At 59.7% G+C, this 22,048-nt stretch carries 19 protein-coding genes; 8 read left to right on the top strand and 11 right to left on the bottom strand.

What is annotated here, in order from left to right; all coding sequences use genetic code 11:
- Window positions 1-27: 27 nt before the first annotated feature.
- The 5 genes from ACVDG9_RS23595 to typA all read right to left on the bottom strand — a co-directional run bounded on the left by ACVDG9_RS23595 (window position 28) and on the right by typA (window position 5,715).
- Window positions 28-1,080, bottom strand: coding sequence for a MaoC family dehydratase (locus ACVDG9_RS23595; protein ID WP_062486615.1), 1,053 nt, complete (start codon window positions 1,078-1,080; stop codon window positions 28-30).
- 157 nt (window positions 1,081-1,237) lie between these two features.
- Window positions 1,238-1,414 (bottom strand): hypothetical protein, encoded by a 177-nt coding sequence (locus ACVDG9_RS23590; protein WP_168687431.1) that lies wholly within the window; start codon window positions 1,412-1,414, stop codon window positions 1,238-1,240.
- Window positions 1,411-2,541: a YeeE/YedE family protein gene (locus ACVDG9_RS23585; protein ID WP_447239130.1), complete on the bottom strand. Its 1,131-nt coding sequence runs from the start codon at window positions 2,539-2,541 to the stop codon at window positions 1,411-1,413. Before ACVDG9_RS23585 ends, ACVDG9_RS23590 begins: the two co-directional genes overlap by 4 nt.
- Before the next feature lies 1 nt (window position 2,542).
- Window positions 2,543-3,466, bottom strand: a complete 924-nt coding sequence (locus ACVDG9_RS23580) for a sulfurtransferase (RefSeq protein WP_447239129.1) — start codon at window positions 3,464-3,466, stop codon at window positions 2,543-2,545.
- 425 nt (window positions 3,467-3,891) lie between these two features.
- Window positions 3,892-5,715, bottom strand: a complete 1,824-nt coding sequence (typA, locus tag ACVDG9_RS23575; RefSeq protein WP_023002822.1) for a translational GTPase TypA — start codon at window positions 5,713-5,715, stop codon at window positions 3,892-3,894.
- Between the two features lie 204 nt (window positions 5,716-5,919).
- Here typA and ACVDG9_RS23570 point away from each other — a divergent pair, with 204 nt between their 5' ends.
- Together ACVDG9_RS23570 and ACVDG9_RS23565 are read left to right on the top strand one after the other, a co-directional pair.
- Complete coding sequence (locus tag ACVDG9_RS23570) at window positions 5,920-6,381, top strand: MarR family winged helix-turn-helix transcriptional regulator (RefSeq protein WP_152505321.1); 462 nt, start codon at window positions 5,920-5,922, stop codon at window positions 6,379-6,381.
- Window positions 6,378-7,589 (top strand): multidrug effflux MFS transporter, encoded by a 1,212-nt coding sequence (locus ACVDG9_RS23565; RefSeq protein ID WP_023002824.1) that lies wholly within the window; start codon window positions 6,378-6,380, stop codon window positions 7,587-7,589. The genes ACVDG9_RS23570 and ACVDG9_RS23565 overlap by 4 nt, the downstream gene beginning before the upstream one ends.
- A 214-nt stretch (window positions 7,590-7,803) precedes the next feature.
- Here the strand turns inward: ACVDG9_RS23565 and ACVDG9_RS23560 are convergent, their stop codons facing one another.
- Window positions 7,804-9,378 carry an alkaline phosphatase D family protein gene (locus tag ACVDG9_RS23560; RefSeq protein WP_447239128.1) on the bottom strand — a complete coding sequence of 525 codons (1,575 nt, stop codon included), beginning with the start codon at window positions 9,376-9,378 and terminating at the stop codon, window positions 7,804-7,806.
- Between the two features lie 294 nt (window positions 9,379-9,672).
- Here ACVDG9_RS23560 and folP point away from each other — a divergent pair, with 294 nt between their 5' ends.
- The 4 genes from folP (at window position 9,673) to ACVDG9_RS23540 (ending at window position 14,312) form a co-directional block, all read left to right on the top strand.
- On the top strand, window positions 9,673-10,509 hold the full coding sequence (gene folP, locus ACVDG9_RS23555) for a dihydropteroate synthase (RefSeq protein WP_447239127.1): 837 nt from the start codon (window positions 9,673-9,675) through the stop codon (window positions 10,507-10,509).
- Window positions 10,506-11,021 carry a 2-amino-4-hydroxy-6-hydroxymethyldihydropteridine diphosphokinase gene (folK, locus tag ACVDG9_RS23550; RefSeq protein ID WP_077291535.1) on the top strand — a complete coding sequence of 172 codons (516 nt, stop codon included), beginning with the start codon at window positions 10,506-10,508 and terminating at the stop codon, window positions 11,019-11,021. Before folP ends, folK begins: the two co-directional genes overlap by 4 nt.
- 110 nt (window positions 11,022-11,131) lie before the next feature.
- The gene (locus tag ACVDG9_RS23545; protein ID WP_447239126.1) at window positions 11,132-12,559 is read left to right on the top strand and encodes a sulfatase-like hydrolase/transferase; all 1,428 of its coding nucleotides are present in this window, start codon (window positions 11,132-11,134) and stop codon (window positions 12,557-12,559) included.
- A 772-nt stretch (window positions 12,560-13,331) separates the two neighbouring features.
- Window positions 13,332-14,312, top strand: a complete 981-nt coding sequence (locus ACVDG9_RS23540; protein ID WP_447239125.1) for a sulfatase-like hydrolase/transferase — start codon at window positions 13,332-13,334, stop codon at window positions 14,310-14,312.
- Here ACVDG9_RS23540 and ACVDG9_RS23535 read toward each other — a convergent pair.
- From ACVDG9_RS23535 to ACVDG9_RS23525, 3 genes are all read right to left on the bottom strand, one after another.
- On the bottom strand, window positions 14,309-14,992 hold the full coding sequence (locus ACVDG9_RS23535; protein ID WP_447239124.1) for a hypothetical protein: 684 nt from the start codon (window positions 14,990-14,992) through the stop codon (window positions 14,309-14,311). The genes ACVDG9_RS23540 and ACVDG9_RS23535 overlap by 4 nt on opposite strands.
- A 10-nt stretch (window positions 14,993-15,002) precedes the next feature.
- Window positions 15,003-16,223, bottom strand: a complete 1,221-nt coding sequence (locus ACVDG9_RS23530; protein ID WP_023002831.1) for an argininosuccinate synthase — start codon at window positions 16,221-16,223, stop codon at window positions 15,003-15,005.
- 166 nt (window positions 16,224-16,389) lie between these two features.
- The gene (locus tag ACVDG9_RS23525) at window positions 16,390-17,010 is read right to left on the bottom strand and encodes a TetR/AcrR family transcriptional regulator (protein WP_152505326.1); all 621 of its coding nucleotides are present in this window, start codon (window positions 17,008-17,010) and stop codon (window positions 16,390-16,392) included.
- A 181-nt stretch (window positions 17,011-17,191) separates the two neighbouring features.
- On the opposite strand from ACVDG9_RS23525, the gene ACVDG9_RS23520 reads away from it, so the two are divergent.
- Window positions 17,192-17,653, top strand: coding sequence for a (2Fe-2S)-binding protein (locus tag ACVDG9_RS23520; RefSeq protein WP_023002833.1), 462 nt, complete (start codon window positions 17,192-17,194; stop codon window positions 17,651-17,653).
- A 3-nt stretch (window positions 17,654-17,656) separates the two neighbouring features.
- Window positions 17,657-19,843, top strand: a complete 2,187-nt coding sequence (locus ACVDG9_RS23515; RefSeq protein WP_370200627.1) for a xanthine dehydrogenase family protein molybdopterin-binding subunit — start codon at window positions 17,657-17,659, stop codon at window positions 19,841-19,843.
- Between the two features lie 128 nt (window positions 19,844-19,971).
- On the opposite strand, the gene rlmN is transcribed toward ACVDG9_RS23515, so the two are convergent.
- Window positions 19,972-21,189, bottom strand: coding sequence for a dual-specificity RNA methyltransferase RlmN (gene rlmN, locus ACVDG9_RS23510; protein WP_077291540.1), 1,218 nt, complete (start codon window positions 21,187-21,189; stop codon window positions 19,972-19,974).
- Between the two features lie 304 nt (window positions 21,190-21,493).
- Complete coding sequence (locus ACVDG9_RS23505) at window positions 21,494-22,003, bottom strand: invasion associated locus B family protein (RefSeq protein ID WP_023002837.1); 510 nt, start codon at window positions 22,001-22,003, stop codon at window positions 21,494-21,496.
- Between the last annotated feature and the right edge of the window lie 45 nt (window positions 22,004-22,048).

Genomic DNA, 22,048 nt, shown 5'->3' with positions numbered 1-22,048 from the left:
CCAAAAGGATCGGGCCGGGTGTGATGCCTATTTCGGCATCAGGGCCCAGTAGTCGAAATCGAGAACCACTTCGGGCAGGTAGTTGTCCTCATGGTCCTGTCCGGGGAAGTCATGGCAGGTCCGGTTCTTGGTGGCGACAAGCCGCAGACGCAGCGCGCCGACGTCCGAGCGGCCGTCGATGTCCGCCTTGTCCAGAACTTCCGACCAGGCATAAACCGTGTCGCCGGCTGCCAGCGGGCCGACGTGGCGGCCGCCGTTGATACCGGCAATATGAAACGCGTTGGCCAGCCCGTTGAACGACAGCGCACGGGCAATGGAGATCACGTGGCCGCCATAGACCAGGCGGTGGCCGAAACGGTTGTGAGCTTCCGTGTGCTGGTTGAAATGCACCTTGGCGGTGTTCTGGTAAAGGCGGGTTGCCAGTTGATGCTCGGCTTCCTCCACCGTCATGCCGTCGACATGGTCGATCTTCTCGCCAATCTCGTAATCGTCGAAACGGTACTCGGATCCGGCCAGGTCATTGTCCCAATTGGCGGTGTCGAGCAATGGCACGGCGGTGCCGAGTGACTGCGGGTCGAGCGCTGAGGGAAGTTCCGGCACCACCGGTTCCGGCGCCGGATTGGCGGCAACACGCTTGTTGACCATCACCCAGCGGACATAATCCAGCACCTCGGTGCCGTTTTCGGTGTAGCCGGTCGAGCGCACATAGACGACGCCGGTCTTGCCGTTGGAGTTCTCTTTCTTGCCGATCACCTCGGAGACGGTGGAAATGGTATCACCCGGGAAAACCGGTGCCAGGAACCGGCCGCCCGCATAACCCAGATTGGCGACGGCATTCAGCGAGATGTCCGGCACTGTCTTGCCGAAGACGATATGAAAGGTCAGCAGGTCGTCGACCGGGGCGTGGGAATAACCCAGGGATTTTGCGAAAGCGTCTGACGACTGAACCGCAAAGCGAGAGCCGTAAAGCGCGGTGTAAAGCGCCTGGTCACCGCTGGTGACGGTGCGCGGCGTTGCGTGGCGGATGACCTGTCCCACCTTGAAGTCTTCGAAGAAATTGCCGCGATTGGTCTTGCTCACCTGTGCCTCCCGGTTCTGATTTGTCGGAGAGGATTAAGCCCGCTGCGGTGCACACAAGCAAGTCAGACGTTTTGCCGATGACCTTGTGAATGCAAGTCGAGGCTTTGGCATCCCATGGCAACCCGGGAGCGGTTGCCGGTTGGCAAGGGTCGCTCGGCTATTTGCCGGCCGGGTCGGGCAGCGCACCGCAAAAGCCGCCACTCGGGGCGGTGCCGGAGCCCAGAGCCAGAAGTTTCGGGGCCTTGTAGGGATTGGGTGGTGTCGCAGATGCATCGAGAGCAATCATTGCCGCAAGTCCGGCAAGGGCGACGGAAGCTGTTACCAACCGGGTCATGATCTTGCCTCCAGCTTCAGGAGCGGGCGCAGTTTCACGCCGTAGATCGATCCGGCAAAGGCGGCCGCGAACCAGACCCAGCCGTGCAGGCTGCCGGTCGAGATGCCGGAAAAGAACGCACCGACATTGCAGCCGAAGGCAAGGCGTGAGGAATAGCCCAGCAGAAAGCCCGCGACAATTGCGGCGAGCCAGGCTTGGGCCGGCAGCGACTGGATTTTCTGCGACAGGCCGCCGGTGCGCCAGCTGGCGACCAGAAAGGCACCCAGGATAATGCCGATATTGGTGAGGGATGTGTAATCCGTCAGCAGGCTATGGGTCAGGCGCTCGACGGAGGCAGGTGCACTCCAGAAAACGGATCCGGAAAGATCCGCCCCGGCTGCAGATGCCGCCTTTGCAGCCCAAAGGCCAAGGCCATAGACAACGCCCCAGGGTTGGCCGGCCACGATCAGGTTCAGGATGGCAAGGGCGGCCAGCAGCACGGCTGCAACTGTCAGCCGGCGAGGCAGGCGCCGGTTTTCGGGAGCTGCCAGTTTCCAGAGCACTGCGGCGATTGCCGAAAGTCCGAGGAGCGTAATCGCTGCGCCTTGCCAGCCGGACAGGGTCAGAACGGGCAATGCCCCAAGATCTGTCCACCAGATCAGGTGATAGGCCCCGGCAAAGCTGCCGATGGCAAAGAAGGGCAGGGCGACAAGGGAAACCGCGTTGCCGGACCCGGCATTGACCAGGGTGCCGGACCCGCATCCGAGCACGACCTGCATGGCAGCGCCGAAGACGAAGGCTCCCGCGATCATGGCAAAGCCGATTGGGCCCTGTGCGCCGCTCAGCTCGCCCTGGTTTGCGGCAAGCAGGGGAAAGGCCACCAGTGAGACAAGGGCGATCGACAGAAGCTGCGCCCAAAGGCCGCCCGGGTCTCGGCGCAGGATCATCGCACGCCAGGGGCCGGCAAAACCGAAGCGCAGGCCTTCCAGCACGATGCCGAAGCCAAGGCCGACGGCAAGCAGCAGGCCATACCGTCCACCAACCAGAAGGGCGGTGGCCAGAACGGCTGCAAGGGCGGCCAAAACAAGACCGCCGCGGCGCCAGATTGGCGTCGCAGCGGCGGTGTGAATGTCTGCGGCTGTGGTCACGTCAGTTCAGTATCTGGTTTATCAGGTTCTGTACGAGACCCGGTGTGTTGACCATCTCGTTTCCGGATTGGGAATATTCGACCATGGAGCCCGCGTAAAGCTTTGCGTTTTCCACTCCGGCGACTTCGGACACCGCAAACCAGTGAGCCGCGGCCCAGTGACCGGTGTTGCAGAAGGAAACCGTATCCTTGCCGTCTTCGACACCAAGCGATGCTTTCAGCGAGGCAGGGTCGATGGCGGTGGACATTGCCGGCGAGCCTTCCTTGAAGAACGCTGTGTAGGTGTGGTTGATGGCGGTCGGCAGGGTTCCCGGACGCGAGGCAGCTTCATGCGCCTTCTTGCCGTTGAAGAAATCCGCCGGGCGAGCATCTACCAGAAGCGCATTCGACTCGCCTGCAGCGACGGCGGAAACGTCTGCCGTGGTGGCCAGCCAGGTGTCGTCAAAGGTCAGTTCCAGCTCGCTCGGAAAGGCGGATTCGGCCGTGGCGTTGACCGGAAGGCCGGCGGCTTTCCAGGACTCCAGGCCACCGTTCAGGATCGACAGGTCGGTGAAGCCGGTGGATTTCAAGGTCCAGTAGACACGCGCGGCAGAACCGAAGTCCGTATCGGTCTTGCCTTCGGACAGGATCACGATCGGCGTATCCTGTTCCAGGCCGAGTTCTTCCAGTTCAGCTTCCAGCTTTTCAACATCCACAAGGCCACCGGGGTTTTCCGCCGGTCCGCGGAACATGCGATAGGGCGCAAACAGCGCGCCGTCTGCATGGCCTTTCTCGTACCCCTCGTTGCGGATGTCCAGAAGCACCGGCTCTACGGTGTCCAGCGACGCGGACAGCTCGGCAGCTTCCACCAGCGGGCCGAAGCTTGCGGCGGTGGCGGATGTGGCGAGGCTTGCGGTCATCGCCAGTGCGAGAGCGAAATGTTTCATTGGTTCAGCCTTCCTTGTGCGCGGTTGACCTGAGGCCAGGCGCTTCAATTCTCAGGCGGAATTGTAAGGAGTTCCCGGTCGGGAGGCGTGGGATGGCGTTTCAATTTCCGTCACCGGACTGACAATTTAAACCAAGGCGGACATGCGCCGTGGCAATTGGTTGCGGCAAAGGCTTGCGGGCTGTCTCAAGTCTTCTGGTCTGCCGGCGAAACAAGTGGGCCCTGAAAACCGGAGAAGGGAAACCAAAACCTCATTTTGAGGAAGCGCGAAGCGCTGTCTCGAAGAATGGGCGGCAGTTGTCGGAGCAAGTACCCATCCTTCGAGACGCCGCTGACGCGGCTCCTCAGGATGAGGTGCAATGGATACTGTCCCTCAGTAAAAAGCCCGGGACAATGCCCGGGCTTTTCTGGTTGGTTCAATCGGGCTTATGCCGATTCCTTGTTCGCCGCACGTTCCGCGCGCTTGCGCTCATGCGGGTCGAGGACGGCCTTGCGCAGGCGGATGGAGTCCGGTGTGACTTCCACCAGCTCGTCGTCTGCGATGTAGGAAAGCGCTGCTTCCAGCGTCAGCTTCTTCGGCGTGGTCAGCTTGACAGCGTCGTCCTTGCCGGCGGAGCGGATGTTGGTGAGCTGCTTGCCCTTCAGCACGTTCACTTCCAGGTCGTTGCCGCGGGTGTGTTCGCCGATGATCATGCCCGGATAAACCTTGGTGCCCGGATCGATCATCATCGGGCCGCGGTCTTCCAGGTTGAACAGGGCATAGGCAACTGCTTCACCGGTGCCGTTGGACAGCAGCACGCCGGTGTGACGGCCCTGGATCGGACCCCGGTGCGGCTCATAGCCATGGAACAGACGGTTGAAGATCGCCGTGCCGCGGGTGTCGGACAGCAGTTCGGACTGGTAACCGATGAGGCCGCGGGTCGGGGCGTGGAACACCAGACGGGTGCGGCCACCGCCGGACGGCTTCATTTCCAGAAGGTCGGCCTTGCGTTCCTGCAGCTTCTGAACCACGACGCCGGAATGTTCTTCATCAACGTCGATGATGACTTCCTCGATCGGCTCCAGGCGGTTGCCGGCATCGTCATACTGATAGACGACGCGCGGGCGGCCAACACCAAGCTCGAAGCCTTCACGGCGCATGTTTTCGATCAGGATCGCCAGAAGAAGTTCGCCGCGGCCGGAGACGACAAATGCGTCCGGCTCGTCGGTGTCTTCCACCTTCAGGGCGACGTTGCCTTCTGCTTCCTTCTTCAGGCGGTCGCGAATGACGCGGGACTGAACCTTGGAGCCTTCGGTGCCGGCCAGCGGGCTGTCGTTGACGCGGAAGGTCATGGACAGCGTCGGCGGATCGATCGGCTGAGCCTGCAGGGATTCATTGACCGACGGGGCGCACAGCGTGTCGGCAACGGTTGCCTTGGTCAGGCCCGCGATGGCGACGATGTCGCCCGCTTCACCCTTTTCGATCGGCTGACGTTCCAGGCCACGGAAAGCAAGGATCTTGGAGATACGGCCGTTTTCAACCACGCTGCCGTCACGGGAGAGCGCCTTGATCGGCATGTTCGGCAGAGCGGTGCCCGACACGATACGGCCGGTCAGGATGCGGCCCAGGAACGGGTCGGATTCGATGGTGGTTGCCAGGATGCGGAAATCGCCCGGCTGGGCTTCCGGCGGCGACACCTTGTCGAGGACCATGTCGAAGAGCGGGTCCATGCTGTCCTGCGGGCCGTTCGGCTCCAGAGCCATCCATTCCTGCTTGGCCGAACCGTAGAGCACCGGGAAGTCGAGCTGGTCTTCATTGGCGTCGAGGGCTGCGAACAGGTCGAAGACCTCGTCCAGCACTTCATCGGCACGCTGTTCCGGCTTGTCGATCTTGTTAATGGCGACGATCGGCTTCAGGCCGAGCTTGAGGGCCTTGCCGAGCACGAACTTGGTCTGCGGCATCGGGCCTTCAGCAGCGTCCACCAGAAGGATCACGCCGTCGACCATGTGCAGGATACGTTCGACTTCGCCGCCGAAGTCGGCGTGGCCCGGTGTGTCCACGATGTTGATGCGGGTGTCTTTCCAGACCAGTGAGGTGACCTTGGCCAGAATGGTGATGCCGCGCTCACGCTCGATATCGTTGGAGTCCATCATCCGTTCTTCGGTGCGCTGGTTGTCGCGGAAGGCACCGGATTGCTTCAGAAGAACGTCGATGAGTGTGGTTTTGCCATGGTCAACGTGCGCGATGATGGCAATATTACGAAGGTTCATGAGTGGCTCCAAAAGACAGAACGGGCCCTTGGGGACCCGCAGCTTGTCTGGAAGTTGATTATGCTATGGATCGGCATCCGCGCCGAATTTGGCGCCTTTATACGTGGCGCGAGGGAATTGTGCAACGCAATGTCACATCTACGCATTGACAGTGCTTCCTGAAGCGCCGTATTCGTAAGGTAACCTTACTAAAATGGGGTGGCGATGGGAGTTCCAACTCCGAATGTCGGTGTCACCATGCTGGTCGTTGATCTGGCACGGTTGCTGCGGCGAAACTTCGAGGCGGAGTTATCCAAGGTCGACACTGGTCTGACTGCCGGAGAAGCGCGTACGCTGTTTTATGTCTGGCGACTTCCGGGTCAACGGCAGGCCGTTCTGGCAGATGCGATGTATGTCGAGCCTATGACCCTGGTCGGGTACCTCGACACGCTCGAAAAGGCCGGATTGATCCGCCGCTGCCAGGACCCGAACGACCGCCGGGCCAAGATAATCGAGCTGACGCCGTTGGCCGATCCATTGCTTGAGAAAATTGGGACTGCCCTGCAAGAGGTGCGCTCCAGGGCGCTTGAGGACATTCCCGCCGACCAACGGCAGATACTGGAATCGCTTCTGCAGACCATGAAGGACAGCCTGCTGCAGGAGGTTTCCAAAGGGAAACAGAAATGACCGCCGACAGCTCAATCATGAGCGCAAGACGTACATCGCTTCTCGGGGCCGGGCTTGTCGCTATCGGCCCCATTTCGATGGCGCTTTATACCCCGGCCATGCCGGCCCTGGTCGAAGCCTTCGGGACCACCGATTCAGCGGTCAAGCTAACCCTGACGGCGTATTTCGCCGGTTTTGCCGTCACGCAGCTGGTTTGCGGCCCTTTGACGGACGCCTTTGGACGCAAGCCGGTCACGATCGCCTTCCTGGTCCTCTATCTCGTCTCAAGCGTGCTGGCGACCTTCGCGCCGACTGTCGAGTTCATGGTCTTTGCCCGAGCCCTTCAAGGTGTGGGGGCCGCGGTCGGCATCGCGGTGTCGCGCGCCATCGTCCGTGACCAGTTTACCGGCCAGGCCTCTGCCAGGATCATGAATACGATCGCGATGATGCTGGCCCTTGGTCCGGCGATTTCGCCGACGATCGGCGGAATCGTGCTGGAACTGTTCGGCTGGCAGGAAGTGTTCTGGTGCATGGTGATCTACGGTGCGTTGCTGATGGTTGCGGTGCTCGTGTTTCAGGTTGAAACCAACCCGCAGCCGGGCAAGCATCACCTCAATCCGCGGCAACTTGCGATCAACTACGGCACCTTGCTGAAGGACCCGAGGTTCCTGGCGCCAAGCCTTCTCATCGGTTTCGGGCTTGGCAACCTTTATGCCCTGGCGACCGTCCTGCCTTTCATCCTGATCTATGAAGTCGGTCTGACGCCGTCCGCCTTCGGGCTGACCATGATCATCCAGTCGGGCTCCTTCATTTCGGGAACCATCCTGACCGGGCGTCTCCTTCGCTTCTTCGAAGCCCGCAAGCTGGTGCCCTACGGGCTTAGCCTTTGGGTCGTTGCGTCAACGCTGATGTGCTATGTCACGCTCACCCATGAACCGACGATCCTGACGGTGATGGGGCCGGTGGCGCTGTTCACCTTCGCGCTGGCGCTGGTTCTGCCGGCAAGCTTCACCGAATCCATGGCACCATTCCCGCATATCGCCGGTTCGGCAAGTTCCATGCTCGGCTTTCTGCAGTTCGGTGGCGGCATTGTCGCCAGCCTCGCGATCGCCGCGCTCGGAGAGCCGATCCTTGGCCTCGCTTTCATTCTGCCGGGTATGCCCATCGCCGGCATCATTCTGTTCCTGATCCTGCGCAGCCAGATCCGTCAGCCGGCGGCGGCGGAGTAGGCGCACATTATCCGCCTCTCCGTCGTCATCCCGGCCAAGCGCAGCGCGAGCCGGGACCGGGGAGGCACAGCGCCGAATGATAAGTCTCCATCGGAAACACCTCGGCTCTCCGGTCCCGGATCTCCGCTTCGCTGCGTCCGGGATGACGACGGTAGGTTTTTTTAAAAGCAAACGGGCCGGTTTCCCGGCCCGCTCTTTTTTCTGGAAACTCAGATCAGGCCTTGCGAACCGGGTCCAGCGTGACGGTGTGCAGTTCGACGTCGTCACGGTCCATCAGGCGGACGGTGAGCTGTTCGCTCTGACCGTCGATGTCGACCAGGCCGAAGAACTGCAGCCCCATGGACGGGGGCAGGTTGGCACCCTGTTCCGCAGTCGGGGCCTTGATGTACTTAAGCTCCGGGCCGAAGGTCATGTCGAGATCGTTCGGGCCGAAGGTGCCGGCATGGATCGGGCCGGAGACGAATTCCCAGAACGGCTTGAAGTCCTGGAACTGGGCCTTGTCCGGATTGTAGTAATGCGCGGCGGTGTAGTGCACATCGGCGGTCAGCCAGACGATGTTGTCGATGTCTGCCGTCTTGATGAAGCGCAGCAGATCGGCAAATTCCAGTTCTCGGCCTTTCGGAGCGCCGTGATCGCCGTTGGCAACCGCTTCGGCGCCGGCCTGGTCTTTCCAGTTGTCCCAGACGATCAGGCCGATCGGCATGTCGCAGGCGATGACCTTCCAGGTGGCGTTGGAATTCAGAAGTTCACGCTTCAGCCAGGCAAGCTGCTCGGCGCCGAGGATGCGCGAAGCCGGTGTCATGGTGTCTTCCATCGAGGCGCCGTTCGGCCCGCGATAGGAGCGCAGGTCCAGGAAGAATACGTCCAGCAGCGGACCATAGGCGATCTTGCGGTAGACGCGACCCGGCTCGGCCGGGGTGTAGCGGATGGGAGCCAGCTCGTGGAAAGCCCGGCCGGCGCGGGCGGCCAGCAGGTGGATGTTCTTCTCGCTGTAGCGATCATCGGACAGGAGGTCCTTGGAGGACGACCAGTTGTTGACGACTTCATGATCGTCCCACTGGAAGAAGGTCGGCACTTCCGCGTTGAACGCCTTGAGGTTCTCGTCCATGAGGTTGTATTTCCACTGGCCGCGGTATTCGTCCAGCGTTTCGGCAACCTTGGATTTTTCTTCCGTGACGATGTTCTTCCAAACGGTGCCGTCCTTCAGCTCGACGGTTTCCTTCATCGGGCCATCGGCATAAATCGTGTCGCCGGAGTGGATGAAGAAGTCCGGCTGATGTTTTGCCATGGTGGCGTAGGTCTTCATGCCGCCACGGTCGGTATCGATCCCCCAGCCCTGGCCGGCGGTATCGCCCGACCAGGCGAAACGAATGTTGCGGCGGGACGCCGGGGCGGTGCGGAAGCGGCCGGTCATCGGCTCGGATACGGCATTGACGTCGTTCAGGTCGGCAAAGGCGACGCGGTAGAAGACATCCTGATCAGACGGCAGGTTCTCAAGCAGTCGCTTGACGGCAAAATCCGTGTCCGGAAGCGCATTGATCGGGGCAAGGCGCCGCGGCGTTTCGAACGTGCCGGTGGTGTCGACCTCAACCAGCATTTGCGCCGGGCGGTCCGAGCGGGCCCAGATCATGCCGGAATTGGCATCAACGTCGCCGGATTGAAGGCCGTGCGTGATCTGCGGGCGCGAGGCGGCGCGCGACAGGCCCGGCATGGCCAGCGGTGAGGTCAGTACCAGACCGGTAGCAACCGATGATTTCAGAAAATTGCGACGAGAAACGTTTGAAGACATTTTCAAGCTCCGTGGCTGGGGACCGCAGGGGCGAGTCCCTTGGCAAAAACATCAGGTGCTGAAGCTCCGTGACAGACGGATGTCTGTTCCAAGACCGTTTCCCGAATTTTTGATGACGGCGTGTGCGGATTGCCGGAAAACCGCCGCGGAACGATTGAACCTCCAAATTGCTTCCAAATCGTGATCGTCCACAGCCTTGGAGCGGGGTCAAGCAGGGCGAAGTCGCATTGGTGCCGCTTGACCGTCGGTGTCAGACGGGCCAAACACGTGCCTGACCGTCAAAAGGACGCAATGATGCCGACCCCGACAGCCTACGAGCCGCCGCGTTTCGACGCCGGACACCAACGCCCCCACGTGATGGGGATCCTGAACGTGACCCCGGATTCCTTTTCCGATGGCGGGCGCCACGCCAATGCGGATGCCGCCTTGCGGCGTGCACAGGAAATGATTCTGGAAGGGGCCGATATTCTGGATGTCGGCGGCGAAAGCACGCGGCCGGGCTCCGAACCGGTGCCGCTGGACCTGGAATGGTCGCGGCTCGATCCGATCCTCGATCAGGTGATCGACATGGGGACGCCCGTATCGATCGATACCTACAAGGCGGAGATCGCGCGTCGCGCCTGCGCGGCAGGGGCGGTCATCGTCAATGATGTGTGGGGTCTGCAAAAGGATCCGGCCATGGCTGACGTTGTTGCCGAGGCCGGCGTGCATGTGGTTATGATGCATAACCGTCTTGCCGCCGATGCCGGACTGGACATTCTTTCGGACATCGACCGGTTCTTCGAAATCTCGATGGGCCTGGCGGAAAAGGCAGGGATCGCCAGGGAAAAGCAGATCCTTGATCCGGGCTTTGGCTTCGGCAAGACCATCAACCAGAATTTCATCGTCCTGAACCGTTTCGAAACGCTGAAGAAACACGGCCTGCCGCTGTTGGCGGGTGCGTCGCGCAAGCGCATGATCGGTGCCGTGCTGGAAGCGGAAACGGAAGACCGGCTGTTCGGATCCGTTGCCGTTCACATGACGGCCATGCTGAAAGGGGCCGCGATTGTGCGGGCGCATGACGTAAGTCCACATGCCGATTGCGTGCGTATGATCGAGGCAACCCGCCTGGAACGGAACCCTGTCGAATGAATGCCGAAAATGCGATGGCTGACGCCCCGACCCGCTGTGCGCTTGGGCTCGGATCCAACCTTGGTGACCCGAAGGCCAATCTGGATGAGGCCATCCGCCGGCTGGAAGAAACGCCCGGCGTCATGCTGGTGTCCCGGTCCTCCGATTACCGGACGCCGCCCTGGGGGCCGGTGCCGCAGGACGATTTCCGCAATTGCTGCGTGGTGATCGATACCACCATGAGCCCGCAGGCGCTGCTGAAGCGCTGTCTTGAAATCGAGACCGAACTCGGACGTGTGCGGGACGTGCGCTGGGGACCGAGAACGCTGGACATCGATGTTCTGATCTACGGTCTGCAAAAGGTTGCCGAAAACGACCTCGAAATCCCGCACCCGCGCATGGGCGACCGGGCCTTCGTTCTGATCCCGCTCGCCGAAATCTGGCCCGACGCCCCATTGGGCGACGGCCGCACCGCGATGGAAGCATTGGAAACCTGCCCGGACCAGGATGGCGTGGTGAAGCTGGACGGGTGAAGTTTAGAACCGAGTGGCGATAGCGCCGGGGCGGCGAAACCGACGGTTGGAACGTTAATTTAAACATTCTTGGACAGGATCCGGCTGGAGAATATCCAGGTCCCGTATTCATGTCAGTTGTTCAAAGTCTGAAAAATGCTCTTGAGAAGCGGCATCTCCTGTCGGCAGATACGCTCACGTTTGCCTTTGGGGCTATCCTGATCCCGAATGCCGTCTTCATTTTTCTCAGCTTGTTCTACTGCCCTTTCCGGACGTTCTTCGTACTCCTGTTGTCCTTGATCTGTCTGCTGGGGCTCTACCTGCATCGGTCTATCTTCTTTGTTCTGCTTCTTGCGGTGATGACCGTTGACGTTCTTGTCCTGATTTCCAACTTTTTCCAGATGCCGTTGCCAATGCTGGTCGACTCCCTGCGTTACGCTGGCAATCTCAGCCTGATGAATTCTGCAGTCTACCTTGCGGCCGCCATTGTTCTGCTGGTGTCCTTTGCCCTGACGTACAAAGTCGTGGTTCGCACCCGTCAGAACCGCCAGACAGTGAACCTGGCGCCTTTTTTCGTGGTGCTGGCGATCTACGCCGGTATCGACTGGTGGGCGAATTCCCTGCCTCAGGAATATGCGTTGGCAGCCACGAGCGTTGAGGAAAGCTATGTGCCAACCGACGATGCGGCCAGTCTCTACAGCGGCCTGGAAGATCATCTGGACGATGCACAAAAGCGCAATGTGCTTGTGGTGATGGTGGAAGGCCTGGGCGCGTTTGCTTCTCAGGAACTGCGAGACCTGATCTGGCAACCTCTGTTGGAACGCGATGTTGCCGAGCACTATGTCGTTGAACAAGGCGACGCGGTGTATTTCGGGTCGACGACCTCCGGCGAGGTTCGCGAGCTTTGCAATCTCAAGGCGGATTATCGGGATTTTCGCGATCGGGAGAGTGGTGAGTGTCTTCCGCTGAAAGCCGTCAAAGCGGGATACCGCACAGCCGCGTTTCATGCCTTTACGGGCAACTTCTTCGAACGGCTCGATTGGTATCCGAAGATCGGCTTCCAGGACCTCTTCTTCATGGAAAACAAACTTGGGTTTGGCGCTGACCGAACCCTGCCCCTGTGCGGAATTGCTTTCCAGGGATATTGCGATGAAGACGCTGCCGAAGCCGTTGGGAAATTTCTGTTGGAAGCTGACGGTGACCGCAAGTTTGCCTATTGGCTTACGCTGAATTCCCACAAGCCGGTCAACCCAGGCGAAGTGCCGCCTAGATTTTCCTGTGACGATGGCGGCGGTGTTTTTGGAGATGTCGAACTTTGCCGGATGGCGGAGCAGTGGGTGAATGTCTCACATCTGGTCAAGGCCATCGCGCTTGATGAGAGTCTCGCGGAAACCGAAATTGTGCTTGTCGGCGATCACCATCCGCCTCTTTTTTCGCGGAGTGCGCGCAACAAGTTTGCTCCAGGAAGAGTTGCCTGGCTTCACCTTAAGCCTAAAAGAGACGAGCAACAGACACTTGCGGCAAAGTTGTCTGCAGGACCTGCTGACGTTCAGAACTAATGGCTGGTATCGTCCTCCAAAAGCGCCGAACAATCTGAATGTATGGTTGTGTAGCTTCTCGTTCCACGACACGCGCGTGAGTTCGACAAGGCGCATGGAGAGTGTCACCTTGATCGGTCACTGACCTTTCCGAGCCGCAGTCGTATTCCAGACAGCATCATCATTTCAACCTGTTAACGCATGTCCCATGCGCAGGCTGGCTTTGTGCGCCTGCCTTGCAGGTTCGTGCACAACCCGTATACACTTTTTGCGATATTTTAATTTGATATAAACTTATAGGTTGCAGTTTCCGCTTGTCAATTCGCCTATTAATTTTAAGGACGGAATCATGCAACCAATTTCCACACTAACAGCGCGATTACGCGAAAACAACTGGCTCTCAAAAGAAACAATAATATTTGCTACTCTTCCAATCCTGATACCGAATGCCTTTTACATATTATGCTCAATTTACTTTAGTCCTGTTCGGTCGATATTTATATCTGTGCTGGGATTGATCTGTGTCTTAGGGTTAGTTATAAATCGACATGTGTTTTTTGGACTTTTATTTCTTATATTCTTGATCGATTCTCTTGTTTTTACCTCTTTTTATTTTCAGATGCCACTCACGATGATAGTGGACTCACTCCGCTACGCGGCAAACCTTAGTGTCTTTCAGTCTCTACTCTATTTTCTGGTTGTATCAGCTCTGTTGTGCTCCTTTTGGTTAACTTATGTGACCGTGACACGGCTAAGCCTCCATCGGCACAAAATCCGACTTGTGCCATTCGCGATGGTTTTGACCACCTTCTGTGCGGTTGACTGGTGGGTGAATTTGACGCCGCAGAAATCGGTCGAGGTCGCGAGCGGTTTTTCAGAAAGTTATGTGCCGATTGACCATGCGGCCAGCCAACAGGTGGATCTGGTGGAACATATGGAAACGCCATTTCAGCCAAATGTAGTCGTGGTCATGGTTGAGGGGCTAGGTGCTTTTACCTCAAGCAAGAAGCAGGAAGCCGTCTGGGGTCCACTCCTTGCTGACGAAGTGAAGCAGGGCTATTTGATCGAACGTGGCACGACCGAATTTTTCGGTTCGACTACGTCTGGTGAAGCGCGTGAACTCTGTAATCTCAAGGCCGATTACAGGGACTTTCGTGATAAGGACAGCGCGGACTGTTTGCCTCAGCAAGCGTTGAACGCGGGCTATCGGACTGCAGCGTTTCATGCGTTCACGAACGAGTTTTTTGAACGAAAAGATTGGTTTCCGAAGATCGGATTTCAGGATCTATTTTTTCTGGAACAGAACGCAGGTCTGGATTCCAGCGACACGGCCCGCCGGTGTGGCAGCACCTTCAGGGGACTTTGTGATCCTGATGTTGCCAGATCGGTCAAATCCTATCTGATAGATCGGCCGAACGAACCGAAGTTCGTGTACTGGCTGACGCTCAATTCCCACAAACCAGTTCAGCCGGGAGAAGCCCCTGCGAGGTTATCATGCGAAACAGGCGGGATATTCGAGGATCGAGAATTGTGCTTGATGGGCGAACAATGGCTGAATGTTGCACATCTGGTGCGTGACATTGCTTTGACGAAAAATTTGACAAATACTGAGTTTTTACTTGTCGGTGACCACCATCCGCCCTTGTTTTCGCGCAGTGGCCGCAACCAGTTCCAGCCTGGAAAGGTTGCCTGGTTGCACCTGATGCCAAAGATTGATCCTCGCACCTTGACGGCTGCAGGACCGGTTCAACTCAAGGCATCGTTGAGCAACTAGAGCCCCAGGAAACTCTCCATGTGAAACCCGGCTGTTGCCTGGCTTTGTCGGTGCTCCTGGCCAAAGGGGCAGGCCCGTCTTGCCAGGCAGCCGGACCAGCAATCCAGGTGGCGGCTGGTCGCCAGATGGTTTCGGCAGTCAGTGACCTTGTAGCCTTCGTGCACCGTAACGGCACCGACCGGGCAAACCGCGAGGCAAGGTGCATCGGTGCAGGTCGGGCAGGGGCCGTCCATCGTGACCGGCTTCGGTCCGTCAAAGGGGTCCGCACTCAGAAACGCTGCGCGGAAGCCAGCCCAGGGCCCGAAGGTTCGGTGGGCGAGGACGCCGAGGGGGCTTTGGGAGAAGCCGCCGCACTTCATCGCCCATTGCTGGAACGGGTGATAGGGCGGGCCTTCGAAGGGAAACACCGGTTCGTAGCCGGATGCCTCGGCAAGGTCCAAAAGCCTGCGCCGCGTGTAGCGGTCGAGAGGATCCGGGTGGCCGTTTTTGTATTCCGGACTTGCCGTCAGGTGCGGCCAGATCGACGGACCTGTGCTGCCGATCAGGAGAAGGCTTCGGGCCTGCTTGCCGCTGGCAAGAGCTGGAACGGCAACGGTGCCATCAGGAGCAAAGCCGCCGAGCAACAAAAAACCGGCGGCAGCAAGGTTCTGTTCGAGCTTTGCTGCCGCCGGTGTTGTCATGTCAGAGATCTCAGCCGATCCGGTCGCGCTTGGCGAGGGTGCGCAGGCGCAGGGCGTTCAGCTTGATGAAGCCGGCGGCGTCCTTCTGGTCGTAAGCACCCTGGTCGTCCTCGAAGGTGACCAGCTCTTCGGAATAGAGCGAATAGGGCGAGGACCGGCCGACGAGGATGACGTTGCCCTTGTAGAGCTTCAGCTTGACGGAGCCGGTGACATGCTCCTGGCTCTTGTCGATGAGGGCCTGCAGCATCTCGCGCTCCGGCGAGAACCAGAACCCGTTGTAGATCAGCTCGGCGTAACGCGGCATCAGTTCGTCCTTCAGGTGCGAGGCACCGCGGTCGAGCGTGATGGATTCCATGGCGCGGTGCGCCGTCAGGAGGATGGTGCCGCCCGGCGTTTCGTAGATGCCGCGGCTCTTCATGCCGACGAAGCGGTTCTCGACCATGTCGAGACGGCCGATGCCGTTGTCGCGGCCATAGTCGTTGAGTTTGGCAAAGAGCGTTGCCGGCGACATCTTCTCGCCATTGAGGGAGACGGCGTCGCCCTTTTCGAAGCCGATTTCGATGTAGGTGACTTCGTCCGGTGCTTCGGTCGGGTCAACCGTGCGCTGGAACACGTAGTTCGGTGCTTCCTCGGCCGGGTCTTCCAGAACTTTGCCTTCCGATGAGGAGTGCAGCATGTTGGCGTCGACGGAGAACGGAGCTTCGCCGCGCTTGTCTTTCGGAACCGGGATCTGGTGCTGTTCGGCGAACTCCAGAAGGTCGGTCCGGGACTTGAACGTCCAGTCGCGCCACGGCGCGATCACCTTGATGTCCGGGTTGAGGGCATAGGCGGACAGTTCGAAACGCACCTGGTCGTTGCCCTTGCCGGTTGCGCCGTGGGCAATCGCGTCAGCGCCGGTTTCTTCGGCAATCTCGATCAGGCGCTTGGAAATCAGCGGCCGGGCGATGGAAGTGCCGAGCAGGTAGACGCCTTCATAGACAGCGTTGGCGCGGAACATCGGGAAGACGAAATCGCGAATGAATTCCTCGCGCAGGTCGTCGATGTAGATTTCCTTGATGCCGAGCATTTCGGCTTTCTTGCGCGCCGGCTCCAGTTCCTCGCCCTGGCCGAGATCGGCGGTGAAAGTCACCACTTCGCAGCCCAGTTCGGTCTGCAGCCATTTCAGGATGATGGAGGTGTCGAGGCCGCCGGAATAGGCCAGCACGACTTTTTTGATGTCACCATGCGCCATTTTGGGAAAAATCCAGTTCGATGTTCCTGGCGGTTTCCCGCCGATGAAAATTTGCGGCAATTTAGCCGGTTCTATGCATGGCGCAAGCCCCGCGATGCACTCATTTCGTCGCGTTTCGCTCTACACGGGTCGATCTGCCATGTCGGGAAATTTTGGCGGTCGCCTGTTACTGCGCCGCCACCGTTTGCGCGGTCGCCCTGGCGCCATATCGGGCCAGGAACATGTCGACGCTTTCCTCGATGATCCGTTCCATCTCGGGGCGGGTCGTCACGCGGCCGCTGTGGATGTTCGGGTAGAAGGATCGGGCCTTGATCAGGCCGAGAAATTGCGTGGCCGCCAGGGACGGGTCGTCGGCCGTGAGCTTGCCTTCACGCGTGGCGCGATCCATGAACTCGGTAAAGACGGAGATCTTGGTCATGCGGCTGTCCATATCGGCTGCAAGGGCCGGGTCTCGGATCGTTTCGCTCATGACCATGCGGGCCAGGCTCATGAAGCACGGATTGATCATGAGCTCGCCTTCGGCCCAGCCGAGACGCACCAGGGCATCGCGAATGGGCGCCGCCGGGTCGTAGGCGACTTCAAGCGCCGAGTTGATCTGATCGGCAAGGCACTGGTTGATCTCCTTGAAAAGCACGTCCTTGCTTTCAAAGTGATTGTAGACCGTGCGCTTGGAAACCTGGGCTCGCTCGGAAATCCGGTCCATGCTGGCTCCGGCATAACCCTTTTCCTGAAACTCGGCGATTGCAGCCTCGACGATCTGCTTCTTTTTCTGATCCGATACGGACATTACCTACTCATATATACCCCGTTGCATTATCTGTCAGACGACAGGACCCCCGCCTCTTTAATCCCAAAAATCGCGCCCTATGTAAACTCTGGCGTTTACAGATGTGCAGTTACGAACTAAACTGCACGGTGTAGTTTACATCCTTTAGCCAGAATTGGCCAGCCAAAGGAGACGCCTCCTCATGTCAGTGACATTAAAAATCAACGGGGAAACGCGTACGCTCGACGCGGATCCCGAGAGCCCCCTGCTGTGGGCTCTGCGCGACGAGCTGGGAATGACGGGGACAAAGTTCGGTTGCGGCATCGCTTCCTGCGGTGCCTGCACGGTTCACATGGACGGTATTCCGGTCCGGTCCTGCCAGACGTTCGTCGGCGACCTTGAAGGCGCTGAAATCACAACGATCGAAGGTATCGACGGCAAGGCGGCTGCTGCTGTCCAGGCCGCCTGGAACGAGCTGGACGTGCCGCAATGCGGGTATTGCCAGTCCGGCCAGATCATGGCCGCAACAGCCTTGCTTGCCGAAACGCCCAAGCCGACCGACGAGGACATCGACGCAGCCATGGACGGCAATGTCTGCCGCTGCGCCACCTATGCCCGGATCCGCAAGGCCATCCACCTTGCTTCAGACAAGATGGAGGCCTGAGCCATGCTGCATCTCCTGAAACAACCGCTGGCAGCCGCAATGCCGACGCGGCGCACCTTCCTGAAGATGTCCGCCGGCACCGTTGGTGGCCTGGTGCTTGCCATGAACCTGCCGCGCTCGACTGCCTCGGCCGCCGAAGGCGAGTTCATCCAGCCCTTCGTTCACATCCGTCCGGACAACACGGTCGTGGTCCTGTCCAAGCACTTCGACATGGGGCAGGGCACGGCCAGTGGTCTGTGCAGTCTGGTCGCCGACGAACTCGACGCTTCCTGGGAGCAGGTCACTGTCGAATTTGCACCGTCCAACCCTCAGGTCTATGCCAACTCGCTGTTCGGCGTGCAGGGCACCGGCGGGTCCACGGCCATGGCGAACTCCTTCATGCAGTACCGTCAGGCCGGTGCCGCGGCAAAAGCGATGATCGTTGCCGCCGCGGCAAAGGAATGGGGTGTACCGGCGGGTGAAATCACCGTGTCGGGCGGCGTCGTTTCTCATGGTGCGGACAAGTCCGCGACCCTGGGTGAGCTTGCCGGTCTTGCCGCCAACGAGGACGTTCCGGCAGAGCCGACACTGAAGACACCGGACCAGTGGGTCTACATCGGCAAATCGTTCCCGCGTCTCGACGTCAAGAACAAGACCGTCGGTGCGCCCAGAACCTACACGATGGACTTCCAGCGTGATGACCTGCTGGTTGCCGTTGTCGCCCGCTCTCCCCGTTTTGGCGGCAAGGTGAAGTCGTTTGACGCCACCGAAGCCAAGAAGGTGCCGGGCGTCGTCAACGTGCTGCAGATCCCGAACGGGGTTGCGGTGATCGCCAAGTCCACCTGGCCGGCAATCAACGGCCGGTCCCTGCTCGAAATCGAGTGGGATGATGCCGAGGCGGAAACCCGGTCCAGCGATGCGATGATCGCCGAACTGAAGGACATGACCACCAAGCCGGGTGTGAAGGTTCGCGAAGACGGTGATGTCGACGCGGCGCTGGAAGCTTCGGCCAAGGTCATCGAAGCCGACTATGACTTCCCGTTCCTGGCCCATGGCGCCATGGAACCGCTCGACATCGCCATGATGTTCGACGGTGAAACGGCGGAATTCTGGTTCGCTTCCCAGATCCCGACCATCGACCACAACGTGGCGGCCACCGTACTCGGCATTCCGTTCGAGAAGGTCAAGATCAACACCCTGTGGGCAGGCGGGTCCTTCGGGCGCCGCGCCCAGGCCGATGCGCATCCGGTCGTGGAAATCACCACCCTGGCCAAGGCGATGCAGGCCGCCGGCATGGCGCCGGCTCCGGTGAAGATCGTCTGGACCCGTGAGGACGACATGGCCGGAGGGTACTACCGTCCGATGTCGGCTCACCGGCTGCGGGTCGGTCTTGATGACCAGGGCAACGTGACGGCGTTCAAGTACAACATCGCCGCCAAGTCCATCGTCAAGGGCACGCCTTTCGAAGCCATGCTGATGAAGGACGGTGTCGACCACAACATGACCGAAGGCGCGCATGACACCACCTATGCGTTTCCGCTGATGAACATGGACCAGTCCTTCCAGGAAACGAAGGTGCCGGTTCTGTGGTGGCGTTCGGTCGGTCACACCCACACGGCCTACGTCATGGAAACCATGATCGATCGTCTGGCCAAGGAAGCCGGCAAGGATCCGGTTGCCTATCGCCTCGAGATGATCAAGGACGATCCGCGCAAGGTGGGCGTGTTGAAGCTGGCGGCTGAAAAGGCGGGCTGGGACACGCCCTTGCCTGAAGGGCGTCACCGCGGTGTCGCCGTGCACAAGTCCTTCGGCTCCTTTGTGGCGGAAGTGGCGGAAATCTCCTTCCGCGACGACGGCACTGTGAAGGTGGAAAAGGTGACGGCAGCGGTCGACTGCGGCACGCCGATCAACCCGGACAATATCCGGGCACAGGTCGAAGGCGGCATCGGCTACGGCCTTGGTGCGATCCTGCGGAACCAGGTGACGCTTGCGGATGGTGTTGTCGAGGAAACCAACTTCGACACCTACGAGCCGATCCGGATGTCCGACATGCCGGAAATCGAGGTGCATATCGTTCCTTCGAACGAAGCACCGACCGGTATCGGTGAGCCCGGTACTCCGCCAATCGGCCCGGCTGTCGCCAACGCGATTGCCGCTGCCAAGGGCGAGTGGTCAACCAGCCTGCCGCTGGCAAAGTCCGGTCTCGTCTGAGCCTCGCCGAAGAATACAAAAAGGCCGCCTCCGGGCGGCCTTTTTCCAGATTGGTTTGACGTTTTCTGATCAGATAAAAACGGCGGCTCCAGTGAGCCGCCGTTTTTCGTTCAGCAGATGATGTTGCCTCAGGAGGCTGCCAGGGCCTCACGGTCCTTCTTTCGCATGCGCTCGGACGCAGATTTCAGCTGTCCGCAGGCGGCGAAGATGTCGCGGCCGCGTGGTGTGCGGATCGGAGAGGCATAGCCGGCGCGGTTGACGATGTCGGCAAATTCCTCGATCCGCTCCCAGTCGGAGCATTCGTAATCGGTGCCCGGCCACGGGTTGAAGGGAATCAGGTTGATCTTGGCCGGAATGCCCTTCAGCAGGCGGACCAGTTCAAGCGCGTCCTGATTGCTGTCGTTGACACCCTTCAGCATCACATATTCGAAGGTGATGCGCTTGGCGTTGGACAGGCCCGGATACTGCCGGCAAGCGTCCAGCAGTTCCTTGATGTTCCATTTCTTGTTGATCGGCACCAGCACATCGCGCAGCTCGTCACGAACCGCGTGCAGCGAAATGGCCAGCATGCAGCCGATTTCTTCACCGGTGCGGAAGATTTCCGGCACGACGCCGGAGGTCGACAGGGTGATGCGACGCTTGGAGAGCGACAGGCCGTCACCATCGGACGCGATCAGCAGCGCCTTCTTGACGTTGTCGAAATTGTAGAGGGGCTCACCCATGCCCATCATGACGATGTTGGTCACCAGACGGCCCTCGGACGGCACGATGGCGCCCTGAGGGGTGTCCGCATGCGGGAAATCGCCCAGCCGGTCGCGCGCAATCAGGATCTGCGACAGAATTTCTTCGGCCGTCAGATTGCGGACCATCTTCTGGGTGCCCGTGTGGCAGAAAGTGCAGGTGAGGGTGCAGCCGACCTGAGAAGAAACGCAGAGCGTGCCGCGGCCCTCTTCAGGAATATAGACGGTTTCTACCTCGACCGGGCGGCCGGCGCCGCGCGCGGGAAAGCGGAACAGCCACTTGCGGGTACCGTCGACGGAGATCTGCTCGGACACAATTTCCGGACGGGCGATCGTGAAGGCTTCGTCCAGCTTCTGACGCAGGTCCTTGGCGATATTCGTCATATGCGCAAAGTCGGACACGCCGCGCACATAAAGCCAGTGCCAGAGCTGGGAGGCACGCATGCGCCATTGCTTCTGCGGCACGCCGATTGTGCCGAGCGCTTCACCCAGTTCCTCGCGCGACAGGCCGATCAGCGTCGGCTTGTCTTCGCCGGGCAGGACGGCTTCGGCTGAAACGGTGTGCGCGTTCGGATTGTCCCGCGCGATGTCGAGCGTAATTGCCATGTCGTGATCCGTAATCTCTTCCGGCAGGGTCTTCAGGCGTCTTGGAACAAGACTACGCGGTCGCCGGGCACCTGACTTGCAGGTCTGATTTCAAGCGCTCCCAAAACCACAAAAAGCGCCGAAAATCAAGTTTGCTGACGTGCAGGGGAGCTATGCAGAGCTGTTTTTACGCAACGACAACGACCCGGATAGGCCGTTTGGCCCGTCCAGGGTGACGTCGAGACTGAAAGGAAACCACCGGCCGACTTCGGCTTTTCGCCCTGCGGATGCAGGGGAAAGCCGGAGAAGCTGCTGCCTGAACGCGTTAGCGGCAGGCAGCGTTGGAGTCGTCGATCGCGGCTGTGACGCCGGACAGCGAGAACTTGTAGGTGGTGCGGGTGCCGCGGCTGGATTCGCCGGTCACCGTCATTTCCCGGCCTGCCCTCATGGCAGAAACGAGTTGCGCTTCGGTTGCAGCATTTTCGACCCAGGCACCGTCATTGTTGGTGAAGAGCGTGAAGCCCTTGCCGTCAATGTCTACGCTGACCGAGGATTTGTCCTTGAAAGGATAACCGACCAGCAGGCTCGGCTCGGACGAGACGCCTTCCGCCGGGCGGGTGGTCACGAAAAAGAATACGTCCCCGTGATTTCGATCTCCCGGAAGCAACGTCGTCGGTTTGGTAAGCGCGTAGCAAACCTTGCCGCCGCCACTGGTCAGCGCATAGGCCGCCCAGTCCTTGTGCTGCTTCAGAAGTGTCGGGGTTTGTGCGAAAGCCGCTGCACTCGAAACGGCAAGACCTGCTATGGCCAGAACCAGCGATTTTGCTTTCATCATCTCCACACCGTTGGATTTGAGTTTCCGTCAAATTTAGTTCAACTG

The sequence above is a fragment of the Roseibium sp. RP-7 genome (assembly GCF_053005225.1).
Note: the sequence above shows the minus strand (reverse complement) of the source record. Positions and strands in the feature narration are given on the sequence as shown.